The organism is Actinopolymorpha sp. B17G11, assembly GCF_040196095.1.
Taxonomy (GTDB): Bacteria; Actinomycetota; Actinomycetes; order Propionibacteriales; family Actinopolymorphaceae; genus Thermasporomyces.
The window spans coordinates 26062-43873 of sequence record NZ_JBEFTW010000036.1; the positions used below are offsets into that span (position 1 = coordinate 26062).

Sequence of the window (17812 nt, forward strand, 5' to 3'; positions counted from 1 at the left end):
CTCGTCGAGTTCGACACGACTGGTGGTGCGAGCCTTGCGGCGATCGCCCGGGACTGCCACGGTCGGGCGCCATATGTCGTGACCGTCGCGTAGTGTGTGGCCTTGCATCGGCCCCCAGCCCCGACGAGGTTCAGCGTCCCGTATGAGCGCGTATCCCGGCCATCAGGCGCCCGTGCCTGCGATCGTCACCGCCGTGGTCGTCGCGCACAACGGAACGCAGTGGCTGGGCGAGCTGGTCACCGGGCTTCGTGACCAGCGCCGCAGGCCCGATCGCGTGGTCGCCGTCGACACCGGAAGCCGCGACGGTTCGCGGGAGCTTCTCGCAGAGACCTTCGGGCACAGCGTCGTCATCGACGCTCCGGCCCGCACCGGTTTCGGCGCCGCCGTCGACCAGGCTGTACGCATACTTCCGCCGGCTCAGCCCGGTGAGTGGTTGTGGTTGCTCCACGATGACTGCGCACCCGCTCCGGAAGCCCTGTCGGCACTGTTGCGGCTTGCGGCGGAGGTGCCCTCGGCCGCCGTTCTCGGGCCGAAGCTCCGCGAATGGCCGAACGGCCGTCGGCTGATCGAGTTCGGCGTCACCATCGCCGGCAGCGGCAATCGCGAGACAGGGTTGGAGTTCGGCGAGTACGACCAGGGCCAGCACGACATCGTCCGCGACGTCCTCGCGGTCAGCACCGCCGGCATGCTCGTCCGCCGCGACGTCTTCGAGCGGCTGGGCGGATTCGACCAGCGGTTCGGCCTCTACCGCGACGACGTCGACTTCGGGTGGCGCGCCGTTCGCGCGGGTCACCGGGTCATGGTCTGTCCCGAAGCCCTCGTCTTCCACGCCGAAGCGAGCTTCCGCGGAATCCGCCGGACGCCCGCGGTCTCCGGGCGCCCGCGCCGGGTCGACCGACGCAACGCGATGCACACGCTCCTCGTCAACTCCGCGTTGTGGCTGGTCCCGTTCGTCGCGCTCCGGCTCGCCATCGGGGCGGTGTCGCGCGTCCTCGCTCTGCTGATCGCGAAGTGGCCGGACGCGGCGTACGACGAGTTCATGGCGGCGGTCGGTGTGTTCTCGCGGCCGGACCTGATCATCGTCGGTCGTCGCCGCCGCGCGAAGTTCCGGCGGGTGTCGCACCGGGTGATCCGCCGGTTGATGCCGCCGCCGTGGATCGGGCTCCAACATGCGTTCGACGCTCTGCTCGCCCTCGTGAGCGTGCGGACCGGCACCCACGCGGGCTCGGCGAAGCGGGTCCGCCGGCCGGTCGAGTCGGGGCCGGTCGCGGAGGAGGCGGAGGACCTCAGCGAGGAAACTCCGGGCGTCCTGCGCTGGCTCGTCACCCGACCCCCGGTGCTCCTGTTGCTCGCGCTGGTGATCCTGGCCGTCGCGTCGGCGCGCGACCTCCTGGGTGGCGGGTCACTCGGCGGTGCGGCGCTGTTGCCGGCTCCGGCCAGCGTCGTCGACCTGTGGCAGCGCTACGTCGAGTCATGGCATCCGGTCGATCTGGGCAGCGACCGGGGCGCCCCGCCCTACCTCGCCGTGGTGGCGATCCTCTCCACGGTCCTGGCCGGGAAGGTGTGGCTCGCTGTCGACGTCCTGATTCTCGGCGCGGTGCCGCTCGCCGGCCTCACGTGTTTCCTCTTCGCCCGGTCGGTAGTGGGCTCCCAGCCACTCCGGCTGTGGATGGCCGGAACGTACGCCCTGCTCCCTGCCGTGACGGGCGCGATCGCCGGCGGCCGGCTCGGTACCTGCGTCGCCATCGTCGTCACGCCACTCCTCGGCATCGCCGTGCTCCGGATGGTCGGCGCCCGTCGCACCATGGTGGGTTCCTGGAACTCCGCCTGGGCGGCCGGTCTCCTGCTCGCCGTCATGGTGGCGTTCGTCCCCGCGGCCTACGGGGTCGCCCTCCTCTTCGGCCTGGCCGTCTCGATCGGCCCGTGGCTTCGCCACAGCGGTTCCCGCGGCCGGGTGGCACTCGCGCTGGCCGTCCCGCCGGTGGCGCTGGTCCCATGGCTGCCCACCCTGGCCGACAACCCGCGGTCGCTGCTGGGCGAGGCAGGGATCGCCTCCCCGGGCCTCGCGGACAGCCAGCTCGCTCCGATGTCACTGCTGTTCGGCAGCCCCGGCGGTCCGAACGCCGCACCGACGTGGATCTACGCCCTGCTCCTCCTCGTGGCTCTCACCGCCATCCTCCGCCGCGACCAGAGCCGCGGCGTCCTCGCGGCCTGGTTGCTGAGTCTCGTCAGCCTCGCCGTGGGGCTGGTACAGAGCCGCCTGGTTCTGCAGGCCGAGTGGATCTCCACCCCGGTGCCCTCCTGGCCGGGTCTCGCGGCGGCACTGATCGCTCTCGGCTGGATTCTCGCGATCGGGCAGGCGGCCGACGGGGCCACAAGGGTCTTCAGCCAGCACAGCTTCAGCTGGCGCCAGCCGGTTGCGGGGCTGCTCGCGGTCGTGGCGTTCACCACCCCGGTCGTCGCCGCCGGCTGGTGGCTGATCCGTGGTGCCGACGGGCCGCTGGACCGGGCCCCGGCTTCCGCCGTACCTCCGTACATCCGGAACGCGATGCACTCGCCGACCCACCCGCGCACGCTCGTCATCCAGGCCGACGGCGGAACGGTCTCCTACGCCACGCTCCGTAACTCTGTCTCCCGACTCGGAGATGGCGAGGTCGGCGCGAGCACGACGACCCTCGCGGGTCTCGACGCCATCGTGGGTGACCTGCTGAGCGACGCCCAGCATGACTCGGTCGCGGCGCGTCTTGCCGGCTACGGGGTCGGGTACGTCTATCTCCCGCCGCCGGCGGACACGCGCTCGGTCGAACGGCTCGACACGACCCCGGGTCTGTCCAGGGCGAGCGCGCCCCGGGGTGCCGCAGCGTGGCAGGTCGACCTCCCAGCCGGCGCCGCTCGTGTCGTCGCCGGGGACGGAGCGGGAGCCGGGGACGGGAACGCCGCGGCGACCGACGACCTCGGACAGATCCTGAGACACGACGACCGCCGGGGAACTCTTTCGGTCCCGGCCGGTCCGTCAGGGCGGCTGCTCGTCCTCGCGGAAGCCGCCGACCCGGGCTGGCAGGCCGACCTCGACGGGCAACCCCTGCGCCCCGCCCGGTACGACGGCTGGGCCCAGGCGTTCGAGCTGCCCGCTGAGGGCGGGTTGCTGAGGCTGTCGCACGTGGCCGCGATGCAGGGCGAGCTGCTGGTCGTGCAAGGTGCGCTCATCCTGCTGTTCCTGATCTTCGCCCTGCCCACCCGCGCCCGCGCAGGCTATCCCGGCGCCGATGCCGGGTCCGGCCGGCGCGGCGGAGGTCGGGGACGAAGTGACGCTCGGGGCGGGGGCCGGTCCGGACGGCGATCGCTCGTCCAGGGGCGGGCGGATCCCCCCGCGAGGGCAGCCAGGCAGCCGGTGGGCGACCGCCCGGGCGACCCGGCGAACCCGAGCGAGCCGCGCGACCCGACCAATCCGGCTGGGCGTCCGAGGCGACCTCGTGAGGGGGTACGCCCGTGAACCGCGTCGTGATCCGTCTCGGTCTCGTCATCGGCGTCCTCGCCGCGCTCGTACTGGCGGCCAACCTCCTGCCTAGCGGACAGGGCCCGGCGACAACCGCCCTGCAGGCCACTCGGTTGCCGCTCGAGCGCGCGACGTTCATCTGCCCTGAATCGAGCTTCGCCAAGGGTTCGACATCGACCGATGTCGCGGCGGTCGCGGCGTCGGGACAGGGATCGCTGCTCGATGCCGGCCTGCGGATCGCCCGCGGCAATGCGAAGCCCCGACTCGACCTCACGCCTCTCGGCACCCGCACGCCGTTGGCGTCCGGTGACCGGCGCGAACGTCTCGTGACGTATGCCGTACGCAAGCCCAAGGAACCCCCGGTCGTCGTGTCCGCACAGGGTTCGATCGCTCCAGGCACCACCGCCGGCCAGATCACGCGGACCGGCGAGGGCCCGCTGCGAGGTCTGGCGGAGTCCGCGTGCACAAGTCCGGGGTCGGAGTTCTGGTTCGTGGGCACGAGCAGCCAGCTCGGCCGGCACGGCCGGGTCTACCTCACCAACACCGACAACGCCGACGCCCAGGTCGAGCTGCGGCTCTATGACGAGAACGGTCCTGTCGACGCCGACAGCATCCACAGCCTCGCCGTCAAAGCCCGCAGCCAAGCGGTCGTCGAACTCGACCAGCTCGCCCCGACTAGCAAACGCCTCGCGGTGGCCGTGGTCAGCACCCGCGGCCGTGTTGTCGCCGCACTTCGCGATGACGCGCTCGAAGGCGAGACTCCGGTCGGCGTCGACTGGGTTCCCACGGCGGCGCGACCCGGGCGGGACGTGGTGATCCCCGGCGTCGCGCCCGGCCGAGGCGAACGGGTCCTCAGCATCGTCGCTCCCGGCGACTCGACCGCGAGCGTCGACCTGTCGGTGCTCGCCGCCGAAGGCAGCTTCCAACCCGCTGAACTCGGTCGTGTCGACGTCAAGCCCGGCACGGTGGCGGAGGTACGCCTGGACAGCGCGACCCAGCGGCAGGCCGCCGCGATCCGCCTCACCTCCGACGTACCCATCACCGCCACGATGCGTAGTCAGCTCGGACCGAGCACCGGGGTCCGCGACGTCGCCTACACCGCGGCGTCCCGCTCACTGTCCGGTCCGGCGGTCGTCCCGGTCACGCTCGGCGGTCCGGACCATACGGCGACGCTTGTGCTGTCGACGCCGGGAAGCCGGGCGGTCCGGGCGAGTGCCGAACTCTCCGACGCCGATGGCCGGTCGCTCGGCTCACAGAAGCTGGTCGTGAAGCCGGGCAGGACGATCGCCGTCACACTCACCCCGTCGAAGAAGGTGGACCGCTACGTCCTCGTCGTACAGCCCGAGGACGGCGGCCCGCTGTACGGCGCGAGGTTTCTCGTGGAGACGGCGGGCGACGGTCCGATGATGTCGGTCTGGCCCCTCGCGTCAGGAGAGACCACAGCCATCCGTCCGGTGACCCGCGCCGATCTCGGTACGGGTGTCGGCACGGGGCCGACTCCGGACGCGCTCTTCCAGTAGCGAAGCCGCCTCAGTCCTCGCCGTAGGCCGGGTCGACCTCGTCCGGGCTCAGGCCGAGAAGTTCGGCAACCTGCTCCACCACGACATCGTGGACAAGCGAGGACAGATCGGACGTACCGGCCGCGCGGAGCTCGATCGGCCGGCGGTAGACCACGACTCGGTGCGGTTCCCCGGTGGTGGAAGTGTGCGCGGACCCGAGTGGCACATCGTCCCCCGCGGTCCGGCGCGGGTCGGGGACCTCCTCGACGGCGAACTCCACGCCGTCGAGCTCGTCGGCGAACCGGCGTTCGAGCGCCTCGACGGCATCGAGGACCAGCTCGTCAAAGCGTTCGGCGCGACTCCGCGTCACCGGGACTCCGGCAGGCGCCAGGGGCCCTCGGATGGCGAGCGGACCGCGCATCCCGCGGCCGTGTCGGTCGCGGCGACGCGTGGGGTGGTCAGGTAGGCCGGCACCGTGACCGGGACGTGAGACCCGCGTCTCGGCGGGTGGCAAGGGGTAGCCGGGCGAACCCTCGGGCGACCCGGCTTCGTGCTGCGGTCCGAACACCCTCCGAGCTTAGAGCCTGGATCCGGGCAGTCGCCGTTCCTGGGCGTGCCGTGTTCCGTCGCAGGAAGGCCGTCCCCGCGGGGAATGATCACGTATGCGTGATCATTCCCAACGACACGCGGCAAGTTCACCGCGCATCGTTGCGAAGTGCCACCCATCGCGATCAGGTGACGGCGGGATGGCTGAATCCGGGCGAAACGGCCCCTGCGCCGAGCCGGTGACCTGGCTGATCCGGGTCGTCCCGCACGATCATGCGTGTTCGGGGGGACCTGCGGGGGTGCGGCCCGCTACCATCCGACTTCGTGGGCTCACTGCGGAAGTGTTCTCGGTCGGCGTGTGCGCGCCCTGCGGTGACGACGCTGACCTACGTCTACGCCGACTCCACCGCGGTGCTCGGCCCCCTGGCGACCTATGCCGAGCCGCACTGCTACGACCTGTGCTCCCAGCACTCCGAGCGGCTCACGGTGCCCCGCGGCTGGGAGGTCATCCGGCTCGCCCCGGACCCCGAGTCGCTGCGCCCGTCCGCCGATGATCTCGAAGCGCTCGCCAACGCCGTTCGCGAGGCGGCACGCCCCCGCGAGGGCGGCTCAGAGGCGGCCACCGAAGTCGGCCGGCGCGGTCATCTTCGCGTGTTGCGCAATCCTGACCGCTGACCGGTTCTGGCGGTGCCCCGCCGATAGGGTGGCGCTGTGCCCGATCTCGCAACGATCTTCAAGGCGTACGACGTCCGCGGCGTAGTTCCCGACCAGCTTGACGCGGGCGTCGCCCGCGCGGTGGGTGCGGCGTTCGTCGAGGTGCTCGACCATCCCGCGACGGTCGTCGTCGGTTACGACATGCGGGCGTCCTCGCCTGAGCTGGCGACGGCTTTCGCCGAGGGCGTGACGAGCCGCGGGACCGACGTCGTCGACATCGGTCTCGCCTCCACCGACGAGCTGTACTTCGCGAGCGGACACCTCCAGGCTCCTGGGGCGATGTTCACCGCGAGCCACAATCCACCGGAGTACGGCGGGATCAAGCTTTGCCGGTCCGGCGCCGCCCCGGTCGGTCAGGACACCGGCCTGGCCGAGATCAGGGCGCTCGCCGAGCAGGGCGGACCGCAAGGCGCCGCGCCGCACCAGGGCACCGTCACCCGGCAGGACGTACTGGCGGCGTACGCGGCGCACCTGCTGAGCCTGGTCGACGTCACCGGCGGTCGCCGGCTCACCGTCGTGGTCGACGCGGGCAACGGCATGGCCGGGCTGACGGTTCCGGCGGTGTTCGCCGACCTCGACCTGGAGCTCGTTCCTCTCTATTTCGAGCTCGACGGCACGTTCCCGAACCATGAAGCCAACCCGATCGAGCCCGCGAACCTCCGCGACCTGCAGGCCAAGGTCCGGGAGGTCGGCGCCGACGTGGGGCTGGCATTCGACGGGGATGCCGACCGTTGCTGGGTCATCGACGAGCGCGCCGAGTCGGTGCCGCCGTCGGCGATCACCGCGCTGATCGCCACCCGGGAGCTCGTTCGTGAGCCTGGCGCCACGATCATCCACAACCTCATCACCTCGCGCGCGGTGCCGGAGATCGTCCGCGAACGTGGCGGCGTGCCGGTTCGGGACCGCGTGGGCCATTCGTTCATCAAGGCCACCATGGCCAAGACCGGGGCGATCTTCGGCGGGGAGCACTCGGCGCACTTCTACTTCCGCGACTTCTGGCGGGCCGACTCCGGCATGCTCGCCGGGCTGCACGTGCTCGCTGCTCTGAGCGCGCAGGACGCACCCCTGTCGCACCTGATGGCGGCGTACGACCGGTATGCCGCCTCCGGTGAGATCAACAGCCGCGTGAAGGACCAGGCCGGCACCCTGGCCCGGGTCAGGAAGGCGTACGCCGGACGCGAAGGCGCCACCATCGACGAGCTCGACGGTCTCACGGTCGGCGACGCCGACTGGTGGTTCAACCTGCGCCCGTCCAACACCGAGCCCGTGCTCCGGCTCAATGCCGAGGCTGTCGACAAACCCACCATGGAACGTGTCCGCGACGAGGTTCTCGGCCTCATCTCGTCCGGCACGTCCTAGGCGCTCCACCCCACGGACGCCGGCCGCATCCGCATTCCCGAAGGGACGAACGACGGTGAACCTCGACGCCGCACTGTTGGAGATCCTCGCGTGCCCCGCGTGCAAGTCACCGCTGGAGGTCGACGATCCGGCGGGTGAGCTCGTGTGCACCAACGCCGACTGTGCGTTGGCCTATCCCGTCCGTGACGACATCCCGGTCCTCCTGGTCGACGAGGCGCGCAAACCTGGTGGGACCTCTGACGCCGCGGCGGAGGCTGGCGGCGCGGACGCCGGTGGTGCGGACGCCGGTGCCGGCACCGCCGAGACCGCAGCCGCCAACACCGACACCAGCGCCGACGCCGGGAGTGACACGGACGGATCCGGCAACGGCCAGAGCAAGGACTGAAACGCTGTGAGTACGGACACCTTCGACGACTCCCGCCTCGACGACGCGGAGGCGCTCGCGCACGCCGACGAGGTGCTGCGTCACCTCGCCGAGGCCGGCGCCCGCGTACGCCGCGAGGCCGACGCCGCCAAGGAGGTCGCCTGCGACCTCGTGGGACAGGGGAGGCCGCGGGCAGTCGTCGCGGCCGGTGCTGACGCTCGACTGCTCCGTGCCGTCCTCGAGCCCTGGTGTCCGGTGCCGTTCGTCGCATGGCCCGGACCGGGCCTGCCCGGGTGGGTGGGCGCCCTGGACCTCGTGGTCGTCCTTGCCCCCACCGGCGGTGACCCGGAGACCGCGTCGGCGGTTCATGACGCCGTACGTCGGGGAAGTTCCGTCCTGCTCGCGGCCCCTCAGGAGTCGCCGCTGGCCGAGGCGGGGCAGGGACGCGACACCACCCTGATCCCCGCGCAGACCGGTGACCCGCTGGCGCTGGCTGTCGTCGTCCTGCAGCTTCTGCACGTGCTCGAGCTCGGCCCGGAGGTCGCGGCCGAGTCCGTCGCGCTGGCGCTCGACGACGTCGCGTCACGGTGCTCGCCGTACGCCGACCTCGCGGCCAACCCGGCGAAGGACCTCGCGCTGGTCCTCGCCGACGCGCTCCCGCTCGTCTGGGGCGGCTCAGTGCTGGCCGCCCGAGCGGGGCGCCGGGTGGCGGAGACCCTGCGTCGTGCGTCCAACCGGCCCACGCTGGCCGCCGACGCCGACCACCTCATGCCGGTCCTGGAGGGTTCGGCACCGCGCGACGTGTTCGCCGATCCGTTCGCCGACGCCGAGGCTCCGACGCTTCGCTCCGCGCTCTTCGTTCTCGACGACGGGGCGGAGCAACCGACCATCCGTGAAGCCCGGGGCCGGCTCCTCGCCACCGCGGAGTCGCATGGCATTCACACCCGTACGCTCAGCTGGACCGAGGGCCCGGAGGTCGCCCGCTACGCCGCCCTTCAGGCGCTCGGGACCTATGCCGCGGTCTACCTCGCGGTCGGCCTTGGTCGCTACATGCCGGCACCGTGACCTGAACTAAGGACACCATGCAGCTTCTCGACAACCCGATCCAGCCGTACGCCTGGGGTTCGCACACCGCCATCCCGGAACTTCTCGGGGTGGAACCGTCCGGTAAGCCGCAGGCGGAGCTGTGGATGGGTGCTCATCCCGCCGCGCCGTCGCGCATCAGTGGCACGTCGACGTCTCTCGTGGACCTGATCGCCGCCGACCCTGCCGGGGAGCTGGGGGCGGCGTGCCTGGCGGAGTTCGGTCCCAGCCTGCCGTTCCTGATGAAGGTGCTGGCCGCCGGAGACCCGCTGTCGCTGCAGGCCCATCCCGATCCGGTGCAGGCGAAGGAGGGCTACGAACGCGAGAACGCCGACGGCATTCCCCTGGACGCGCCGCACCGCAACTACAAGGATCCCTCGGCCAAACCGGAGATGATCTGTGCACTGACTCCGATCGAGGCGCTGATGGGATTCCGGCCGCCGGCCGAGACGCTCGCGGTTGCGGACGCGCTCGGTGTCGCGGCGCTGGACCCGCTGCTGGCCGTGCTGCGGGAGCAACCCGACGGTGAGGGTCTGCGGGCGGTGTTCACGCTGCTGATGACCGCGCCGGCCGACCAACAGCGCTCGGTGGTGGCAGCGGTCCTCGACGCCTGCCGGGTCAGGCAGGACGAGCTCGAGACCGCCCGGTTGGTGGTGCGGCTGGCCGAGCGGTATCCGGGTGATCCGGGCGTGGTGGCCGCTATCCTGCTCGACCACGTCCACCTTGCACCGGGGGAGGCTGCCTACCTGCCACCCGGCAACCTGCACGCCTACCTCGAAGGCGTCGGTGTCGAGCTCCTCGCCAATTCCGACAATGTGCTCCGGGGCGGTCTGACGACCAAGCACGTCGACCTGCCCGAGTTGCTCCGCGTCCTCGACTTCACACCGGGCTCGACGCGGATCCTCACGGTCGACGCGGACGGCGACTTCGACACACCCGCACCGCAGTTCCGGCTGGCGAGGCTCGAGGTGGCGGGCGGGACGGAGATCACTCTCGCCCCGGCGGGACCGCAGATCCTGCTGTGCGTCGAGGGGAACGTCGTCGCGCGTAGTGAGCTGGGCAAGGTGGGGTTGACCCGCGGTCATTCCGCGTACGCCGGTGCACGGGAGGGCGTCGTCTCCCTGGCGGGGGAGGGCACGGTGTTCCGCGCCACCTCCGGACTCCGCTGAGCTCTGTCGCCCCCAGTGCACGAGCGGCCGAGGCCGCCACGATCGACCCGATCCCACATCCGTCACCCAGCCGTTTCCCGCGTCCCACGGACGGACGGGTGGCCGGGACACGGAACGACTCCTAAGTTGGACGCTTGCTGTTTGAGTTGCTACCGTGTATCTCGTACAGGAGCTGTTCGAGATAAGGACTGGGATGTCGGAGATCCAGCGACCGCGGCGCGCCGACGCCGAGCGGAACCGGGAGGCGATCCTGGACGCCGCGATGCGCTGCCTCAGTGTCAACCCCCGAGCCAGCATGGCGGCGATAGCCGCGGAGGCCGGCGTCGGCCGCGTCACGCTGTACGGCCACTTCTCCTCGCGTGGCGAGGTCATCGAGGCGGCGTTCGCCCGGGCGATGACCCGGGCTGAGGCGAGCCTTTCGGGTCTCGCCCTCGACGGCGAGCCGTTTGACGCGCTCGAGCGGCTGGTCCTCGCCTCGTGGCGGATCGTCGACGAGTCTCGGCTGGTCCTGCAGGCCGCAGAGGAGGAACTGGGGCTCGACACCGTCAAGCGGCACCACGCCGAGTCGATGGAACGTGTGCGTGGCCTGGTGCGCCGGGGCCGGCGCACTGGTGCCTTCCGCAAGGACCTGCCGGCGGACTGGCTGGTCACCTGCTACTACGCCGTGCTCCACGGCGCGGCCGAGGAGGTGCGATCCGGACGCCTCGCCCAGGCCGGCGCCGACCAGGTGGTGTGGCGAACCATCGACGCCCTCTTCCGCCCACCCGCGAAGCGGGCCGCACGTGGGGTGGACCGATGAAAGCGGCGGTGCTCGGTGCGTACGGTGCTGTGGGTCGACGTCTCGCGGTCGAGGCAGCCACCCTCGGGCACGCGGTCACGGCCGTCGGCCGCGATGGCACCCGGTTGTCCGGCGTCCCCGCGCACGATCACCTCCGACTGAGCATGACGGACCTGGCCGGTGTGCGCAGGATGGCGGCGGCCCACGATGTCGTGGTCAACGCGACCGGAGTCGAGGACTCGCAGTTGGCTCTCGCGAGCACGGAGGGCGGTGCGGCGTTCATGGACATCAGCGCCGAGCGCGACTATCTCGGCGAGTTGTCGCGGCTGGCACCCGCGCGCCCCATCGCCGCCGGCATCGGCCTGGCACCTGGGCTGACGAACCTGCTGGCAGTCGCCGCGTCGGGCGAGGGCCCTCTCCACATCGGCATCGTCGCTGGCATCGGCGAACCACACGGGGACGCGGCGCGCGCCTGGGTCTGGAGCGTCAGCGGTCGTCAGGTCACGTCCGGCGGGACCAAGCAGCGGGTCTATCGAACCGCCCGCCGGTTCGACGTACCAGGACTCGGCCGCCGCACGCTGCTTCGTGCCGGGTTCGGGGAGCAGGACCAGCTCGCCACGAGCCTGGACCGACCGGTGTCGACCTGGCTGGGTTTCGACCCCGCCTGGGCCACCGCCCTCCTCGCGGTCGCCGGCATCGCGCCGGGCGCTGCCGCGTACCTCGACCGGCTCAGCGGCCCGGCAGCGACCCTGCTTGCGCAGCGGGACCGGTGGACGGTCGTGGTCTCCGATGCGACCAGCACACGCGCGTGGGCGACCGGTCGGCGCGAGGTCGACGCCACGGCGACCGTCGCCGCGCTGTGCCTCGAACGCCTGGCGACCGCCCCGCCCGGGGTGTACGCCGCAGACGAGCTGGCACGTCTCGACGACCTCCGCGAAGGACTGTCCCGCGCGGGGATAGAGGTCGCCACGAATCCCTCAATCACCGAGAACTGGAAGGATCCACGATGACGACACCGTTCATCTTCGTCACCACCCACGAGGTCGACCCGCGGCGCCAGGACGAATTCCGGGCACTGACCGCGGAGTACACCGAGTTCGTACGCGCCAACGAACCGACCATGCTCGCGCATCACACCTACCTCGATCCCGAGCGGAGCGAGGTCTCTCTGGTCCAGATACACAAGGACGCCGCATCGGCCGACCGGCACCTTCAGCTGGTCGAGCCAATGCTCGCTCGAGCGGGCGAACTCAGCCGCCCGGTCAGAGTCGAGGTGTACGGCGAGCCAGGTCCCGTGGTCGCCAAAGCCCTCCGGGCCAACGCGGACCGTGGGGTTGTCGTGACCGTCTCGCCCGCAACCCTGCCCGGATTCACCCGGGCGGCCTGACGGGGCTGGCGTGCGGTGGGGCTCGGCGCGCGCGTCGACCTTCACCGCACAGCCGCCCGTCAACCGAGACGGGGAGATGGGGTGAGATCCCGCGTCGGCCAGAGCCGACGCCGGCGCCGGGCGGCGAGGTCCTCGACCCACCCGACGGCGACGATCGCCACCGCGATCAGGGGCCACGCCACCGCGAAGGAGAACCACGCCGAGTCGAGGGGCAACACCTCTTCGAACAGCGGAACGTCCCACATCGCGTCGATGACGAGAACACTGGCGACCAGCGCGACCTCGTGCCAGAGGTAGACGGTCACGGCGCGGGCGTTGAACAGGTTCACCACCGCGGCCACGGGTCGCCAGCTGACGAGGTGCCCGAACCAGCGGCGCGGGTCGGGCCGGAATCGCAACAACAGCAGGACGAATCCGAGCGACCAGAACGCCTGGCCGAGCGGAATCTCACCCAGGTCGTACCCGTCCTCGGTGGGATGGGTGAACGTGAACCAGCCGCCGATCGCCATGCCCACCACCGCGAGCGTCGACACCCACGCGGCCGGCAGCCGGTCGACGAGGCCGTCACGGTGGGCGAAGCCGAGCAGCCAGCAGGCACCGAACGTCGCGAGGTCGGTGAGGTTGGTCGCCACAGTCTCCAAGCTCTCCGGCACGAACGACGACCCGGGCTGCGCGACGACCGCCACGCCGAGAAATCCCAGCACCGACGCCCAGGGCAGCCGCCGGAACGTCGGCAGCAGCACGGGGGAGAGCAGGACGAACCAGACGTACGTACGCACGTACCACAGCGGTCCGGTCACCTGGAACGCCCACGCATTGGCGGGCGGGTCGGCGAGGGGCACGATCCAGAACAGCAGCCGCGACCACCACGCGAGACCGTCCTCCTCTCGTCCGGGGCCCCAACCGTGCAGCAGCATCGCGCCCACGACCAGCGCACCGAACAGCCAGAACGGCAGCAGCAGCCGCCGCATCCGACCGCGTACGACGCTGACCGCCGGACGGTCGAGCGACCGCGCCATCAGCGAACCGGCCAGGGCGAACATCACGCCCATCGACGGGAAGAGCAGGCTGAGCCAGGCCCACCCGAAGGCGTGGTAGGTCACGACCCGGACCAGCGCGACGGCGCGCAACAGGTCGAGGTACGGATCCCGTTGCCGGCCATGCGCCGCCGCCGGCGGCACCGGAGAGGTCGCCGACATTGGCATCGTGGCGGTCATCAGGCGGACACCTTGTGCCGGGACGAAGGGCCGGCGGGCACGCCGACCTCACCGGTACGCCGGAGCTTGTGCCAGTAGAGGCGTCCCCCTGTCACCGCCGTGAGGCACGACTGCAACAGCACGAGGTACATCACCTGGCGATAGCACAGCTGCTGCAACGGCAGTGCCCAAAGGGGCCGCAGCTTCTCGCCGTCGAGCCGGAACGCATACACCGCACACGCCGCCTGCACACCGAGCACGCCGCACCAGATGAGCGCGGTACGCAACGGATCCTGGAAGAGCAGGCCGTAGAGGGTGAAGATGTCGATCAGTGGCGCGAACAACGGCATCAGCACCTGGAACACCGCCACCAGCGGCAGGCCCACCCGGCCGAACCGACCGGAGTGCCCGCGATCGAACACGGCCCGGCGGTGCTTCCACATCGCCTGCATCGTGCCGTAACTCCAGCGGTAGCGCTGCCGCCACAACTGGCTCAGCGTGCCAGGTGCCTCGGTCCAGGCCCGTGCGTGCTCGGCGTAGACGACGTCCCAGCCTGCGCGGTGCAGCGCCATCGTGACGTCGGTGTCCTCGGCGAGCGTGTCGTCGCTCATCAGCCCCGCGTCGCGCAGGGCGGACCGGCGAAACGCGCCGACCGCACCGGGGATGCACGGCATGCAGCGCAGGACGTCGTACATCCTGCGGTCGAGGTTGAACCCCATGACGTACTCGATGTGCTGCCAACGGCCGATCATCGTGTCGCGGTTGCCGACCTTCGCGTTGCCGGCGACCGCGCCGATCCGTGCGTCCGCGAACGGCTTGATCAGCTCGCCCACGGTGGTGGGCTCGAAGACCGTGTCGCCGTCCATCATCACGATGATCTGGTGCGAGGCCCACGAGATCCCGGTGTTGAGCGCCGCCGCCTTGCCGGCGTTCTCCTGGCGTACGACGGTGACCGAGGGCAGGCCGAGCGCCTCCACGATGTCCGCCGTACCGTCGGTCGAGCCGTCGTCGACCACGATGATCTCGAGCGGATGCTCGCGGGGCGCCAGGGAGAGCACGGTGTTGGCGATGCATTCGCGTTCGTTGTAGGCGGGAACGATGATGCTGACCGGTTCGGTGACCGCGGGTCCCCAGGTGAAGCCCGGACTGTTGCGTTGCCGCGCGTGTCGACGGGCAAGCACGAGCATCGTCGCGAACCGGGTGAACATCGCGATGCCTACGAGCACGAGCAGCACGACCAGTGCCGGCACCAGCGCGTCGGAGATGGTGACCGCCCCGACGAGGGCGAGACCGCGCCAGCGTTCGAGGCCGGTGACGCCATGGTGGACGCTCTCAGCGCCCAGAGCCTCGGCCACCGTGGTGAACCGGTAGCCCTGGTCCTTCAGCTGGGGAATGAGGACGTCGAGCGCCGCGACCGTCTGAGACCGGTCGCCGCCGGAGTCGTGGAGGAGTACGACGGCTCCGTGGTCGTCGGACTTCGGTGTCGCGCGTTCGACGATCGCCTCGACGCCGGGCCGCTGCCAGTCGAGGCTGTCGGTGTCGTTGAACGCGGTGATGTAGCCCTTGGTCCCGAGGTACTCCACAACCGGCCAGGACAGGTTGTCGAGTGCATCTGCGAAGGAGGAGTACGGCGGGCGGAAGAGGGATGTCCTGATGCCCGCGGCCCCGGCGAGTGCGACCTGCGTCTGCGCGAGCTCGCGGTCGATGCGTTCCTTCGACTGGTAGACGAGGTCGGGGTGGGAGAACGTGTGGACCCCGATCTCCTGGCCCGAGTCCACGAGATCGCGGACTACCCCTGGATTCCGGGCCGCCATCTGCCCGACGACGAAGAACGTCGCGTGCACCCCGTGTTTCTCCAGCACCGCAAGGACCTTCGGCGTCCAGACGGGGTCCGGGCCGTCGTCGAAGGTGAGGACGACGGTCTTCGCCGGGATCCGGTGGTGGTGGGGCCGCGCGTGGGTCGTGTCGAGGATGGGCCCGCCCTCGAGTACCTTGGCGGGGACCCGGTCGTAGGCGACCGGCGGGTGGACGCGGTGGTCCGCGGCGAACTCACCGTGGACGTAGCCCTCGAGCAGCAGAACGCACAGGAACGCGACCAGGACGACGACGGGGGTGAGGCGCAGCCGCGGCACCCGCCATCGCGGGGTCGGCGGAATGCGAGGTGCCTGAGGGGGGTCCTGGTGTCGTGCGGGGTCCTGGTGTCGTGCCATGCGTTCCGACCGACCCAGCCCGAAGCGATGGCCGCTCACCCTGCCCGTCCATCAATGGGGGCCCCGACGGCGAACCACGGAACGGAGAACGTCGTGAGGGCGTCCAGAGTGCCGCCGAGGATCGGCAGTTCCGTCGTCTCGCCGCCTGCGCCGTCCTCCTCGCCCGTACCGCCGGAGGGCTCGCTGCCGCTCTCGCCGGGGTCGGTGTCCGGTGGCTCCGTGACGGTGGGAGTGGGCTCCGTGGTTGGTTCGGGCGTCGGCGTGACCGTCGGCTCCGGCGTCGGAGTTTCCGCGGGCTCGGGCTCCTCTGCACCGCCGCCCGACTCCTGCGGTGGGAGGTTCGGCTCCGCCGGATCCCTTCCTGGGCCGGGATTGGGCGCAGGTGCTGGCGCCGGCTTCGGTGCGGGGCCGCTCTTCGTCGGTAAAGCTGGTCCCCCGGTCGTCGTCGCTACCGGCTCGGCTCCCGGGTACGTGTCCCACGAGCCGACGGGTTCCGGTGCGGCCGGCACGGCTTCGTCTGCGGTGACAGCCTTCTTGGGCAGTGGCGCCGCCTGCGGCTTGTCAGGTTCGTCCGCGGGCTCGATGCGAAACGACGTCGACGGCACGCCGGGCAGGGGAAGGAGCGTGCTGGGAGCGATGGCGGCGGCGCCGACGAGGCTGAGGCCCAGCACAGTGGTGTAGGCCGCGCACAACCCGGTGACGCCAAACTTGACGAGGCGTACGACGCGGGCGCGGCGACCTGTCGAGTCGACGAATACCGGGTCGCGCTGTGTTTCGGCGCCTTCACCAAAGAATGCGTAATCGTTTGATGACGGTACGGAATGATGGACGTCATTGCGTGGACTGGGCACGACAGATCCCCCCGGATGTGTGCTCGAGAATCGCTCGATCCACTACGGGACGCGTAATGGAGACATGGTGTTGGTAGGAGAGTCGCTGGCTTGTCGTTGGCGTGATCATCTCGCCATCGATTGTTCAGACTAGGTGCGGCCAGACGCTTTTGTCGGACCTTTCGGAGAATTGCGTCTGGGGTATCAGTTCAGGCATTCGTGAGGTCGGCGCAGGTCGACCCAATGACCCGAATTGTGGCGAGCTGGTGGCCGTGTCGAACTGCGAGGCTGGCGGTCGCGATCCATTCAAAATGGCGGATAACGGGTGAAGGGCGGGACTTTTGTCACGAGTTCGGCCGGGCATTGGTCCAACCGCCGTGGTGGTCTGATTGCACACCGTGGTGGTCGGTGAATAATGAGCGAGATCGCCGTGAGGATGGAGAGAACGGGCGATAATCCGAGGGCCTGCACAGCTATTGCGGAAAGCAACGTGAATCGCACGTCGGGTGACCGAAAGGCATTCGAAGCGTCAGGGGCGACGGGTTTCCTGGCTACCGCGAATCCGGCCACGGGATCACGCGCAGCTCGGGCCATTCGCGCAGCCACCGAGCAGTCTTCGACAGGTACACCTCCCGCGGCGCGACCCCGCTCATGTTCGGACGGAGCACCAGCCCGAAAACATCGGACAAGCCATGCGGCGCATATGTCCGCCACCTTTCGGTGTCCGGGTCGAGACGTACGCCCACACAGCAGGTGCTCACCGGGAACGAGTCGATCGCCTCCTCGGTCGAGGCGTACGTGGGACAGGGAATCCCGAACCGCTGCGCGTACCACAGGTGCACCCGCGCCTCGTTGCGGATCTCCACCTGGGCGTCGATACCTGCGAAGGCGTCAGCGCCGCTCCGAATCACCGCGTCCTCGGCAGCCCACGACAGGTCGCTGTCGTCGAAGTAGAACAGGTCGTAGTCCTTGATGCCCGCCGTCGGTGCGCGTCCGGTCATGGCGTTCCAGACGGTCTGGACGAGGCATCCAGCGGTGAGATACCACCCCGGCAGGGCGAGCTCGGCTGCCCGGTGGAGCACGTCGACCAGGACTGGATTGGATCCGAGCGTCTCACGGAGGAGCCGGATCTGGTCCTCGAGTGAAAGTCGGGCCGGGTGCAGGTCGAGGAGGTCCACCAC

At 70.5% G+C, this 17812-nt stretch carries 15 protein-coding genes; 10 read left to right on the plus strand and 5 right to left on the minus strand.

Annotation, left to right across the window (positions count from 1 at the left end):
- The first annotated feature begins 142 nt into the window (after positions 1-142).
- A complete protein-coding gene (locus tag ABN028_RS28255; protein WP_349698731.1) occupies positions 143-3493 on the plus strand; it encodes a glycosyltransferase in 3351 nt (1116 codons plus the stop codon).
- Positions 3490-5016, plus strand: coding sequence for a DUF5719 family protein (locus ABN028_RS28260; RefSeq protein WP_349698732.1), 1527 nt, complete (start codon positions 3490-3492; stop codon positions 5014-5016). Before ABN028_RS28255 ends, ABN028_RS28260 begins: the two co-directional genes overlap by 4 nt.
- Positions 5017-5026: 10 nt before the next feature.
- Here the strand turns inward: ABN028_RS28260 and ABN028_RS28265 are convergent, their stop codons facing one another.
- Positions 5027-5365: a metallopeptidase family protein gene (locus ABN028_RS28265; RefSeq protein ID WP_349698733.1), complete on the minus strand. Its 339-nt coding sequence runs from the start codon at positions 5363-5365 to the stop codon at positions 5027-5029.
- A 500-nt stretch (positions 5366-5865) separates the two neighbouring features.
- Between ABN028_RS28265 and ABN028_RS28270 the strand changes: the two genes are divergently transcribed.
- The 8 genes from ABN028_RS28270 (at position 5866) to ABN028_RS28305 (ending at position 12395) form a co-directional block, all read left to right on the plus strand.
- Positions 5866-6216 carry a DUF3499 domain-containing protein gene (locus ABN028_RS28270; protein ID WP_349698734.1) on the plus strand — a complete coding sequence of 117 codons (351 nt, stop codon included), beginning with the start codon at positions 5866-5868 and terminating at the stop codon, positions 6214-6216.
- A gap of 36 nt (positions 6217-6252) precedes the next feature.
- The gene (locus ABN028_RS28275; RefSeq protein ID WP_349327026.1) at positions 6253-7614 is read left to right on the plus strand and encodes a phosphomannomutase/phosphoglucomutase; all 1362 of its coding nucleotides are present in this window, start codon (positions 6253-6255) and stop codon (positions 7612-7614) included.
- A gap of 55 nt (positions 7615-7669) precedes the next feature.
- Positions 7670-7999: a Trm112 family protein gene (locus ABN028_RS35520; RefSeq protein WP_502877552.1), complete on the plus strand. Its 330-nt coding sequence runs from the start codon at positions 7670-7672 to the stop codon at positions 7997-7999.
- A gap of 6 nt (positions 8000-8005) precedes the next feature.
- Complete coding sequence (locus ABN028_RS28285) at positions 8006-9043, plus strand: SIS domain-containing protein (protein ID WP_349327027.1); 1038 nt, start codon at positions 8006-8008, stop codon at positions 9041-9043.
- A 17-nt stretch (positions 9044-9060) separates the two neighbouring features.
- A complete protein-coding gene (manA, locus tag ABN028_RS28290; RefSeq protein ID WP_349327029.1) occupies positions 9061-10230 on the plus strand; it encodes a mannose-6-phosphate isomerase, class I in 1170 nt (389 codons plus the stop codon).
- Between the two features lie 154 nt (positions 10231-10384).
- Positions 10385-11029, plus strand: a complete 645-nt coding sequence (locus tag ABN028_RS28295; RefSeq protein WP_349698735.1) for a TetR/AcrR family transcriptional regulator — start codon at positions 10385-10387, stop codon at positions 11027-11029.
- Positions 11026-12018: a hypothetical protein gene (locus ABN028_RS28300; protein ID WP_349698736.1), complete on the plus strand. Its 993-nt coding sequence runs from the start codon at positions 11026-11028 to the stop codon at positions 12016-12018. The genes ABN028_RS28295 and ABN028_RS28300 overlap by 4 nt, the downstream gene beginning before the upstream one ends.
- Positions 12015-12395, plus strand: a complete 381-nt coding sequence (locus ABN028_RS28305) for an antibiotic biosynthesis monooxygenase (protein ID WP_349327032.1) — start codon at positions 12015-12017, stop codon at positions 12393-12395. Before ABN028_RS28300 ends, ABN028_RS28305 begins: the two co-directional genes overlap by 4 nt.
- A 59-nt stretch (positions 12396-12454) precedes the next feature.
- Here the strand turns inward: ABN028_RS28305 and ABN028_RS28310 are convergent, their stop codons facing one another.
- From ABN028_RS28310 to ABN028_RS28325, 4 genes are all read right to left on the minus strand, one after another.
- Positions 12455-13612, minus strand: a complete 1158-nt coding sequence (locus ABN028_RS28310) for an acyltransferase family protein (protein ID WP_349698737.1) — start codon at positions 13610-13612, stop codon at positions 12455-12457.
- Positions 13612-15723, minus strand: coding sequence for a bifunctional polysaccharide deacetylase/glycosyltransferase family 2 protein (locus tag ABN028_RS28315; protein ID WP_349698738.1), 2112 nt, complete (start codon positions 15721-15723; stop codon positions 13612-13614). The genes ABN028_RS28310 and ABN028_RS28315 overlap by 1 nt, the downstream gene beginning before the upstream one ends.
- A 113-nt stretch (positions 15724-15836) precedes the next feature.
- Entirely contained in the window at positions 15837-16652 is an 816-nt protein-coding gene (locus ABN028_RS28320; protein WP_349327037.1) for a hypothetical protein, read from the minus strand.
- Between the two features lie 530 nt (positions 16653-17182).
- Positions 17183-17809, minus strand: coding sequence for a nucleotidyltransferase family protein (locus tag ABN028_RS28325; RefSeq protein WP_349327039.1), 627 nt, complete (start codon positions 17807-17809; stop codon positions 17183-17185).
- Positions 17810-17812 lie beyond the last annotated feature (3 nt).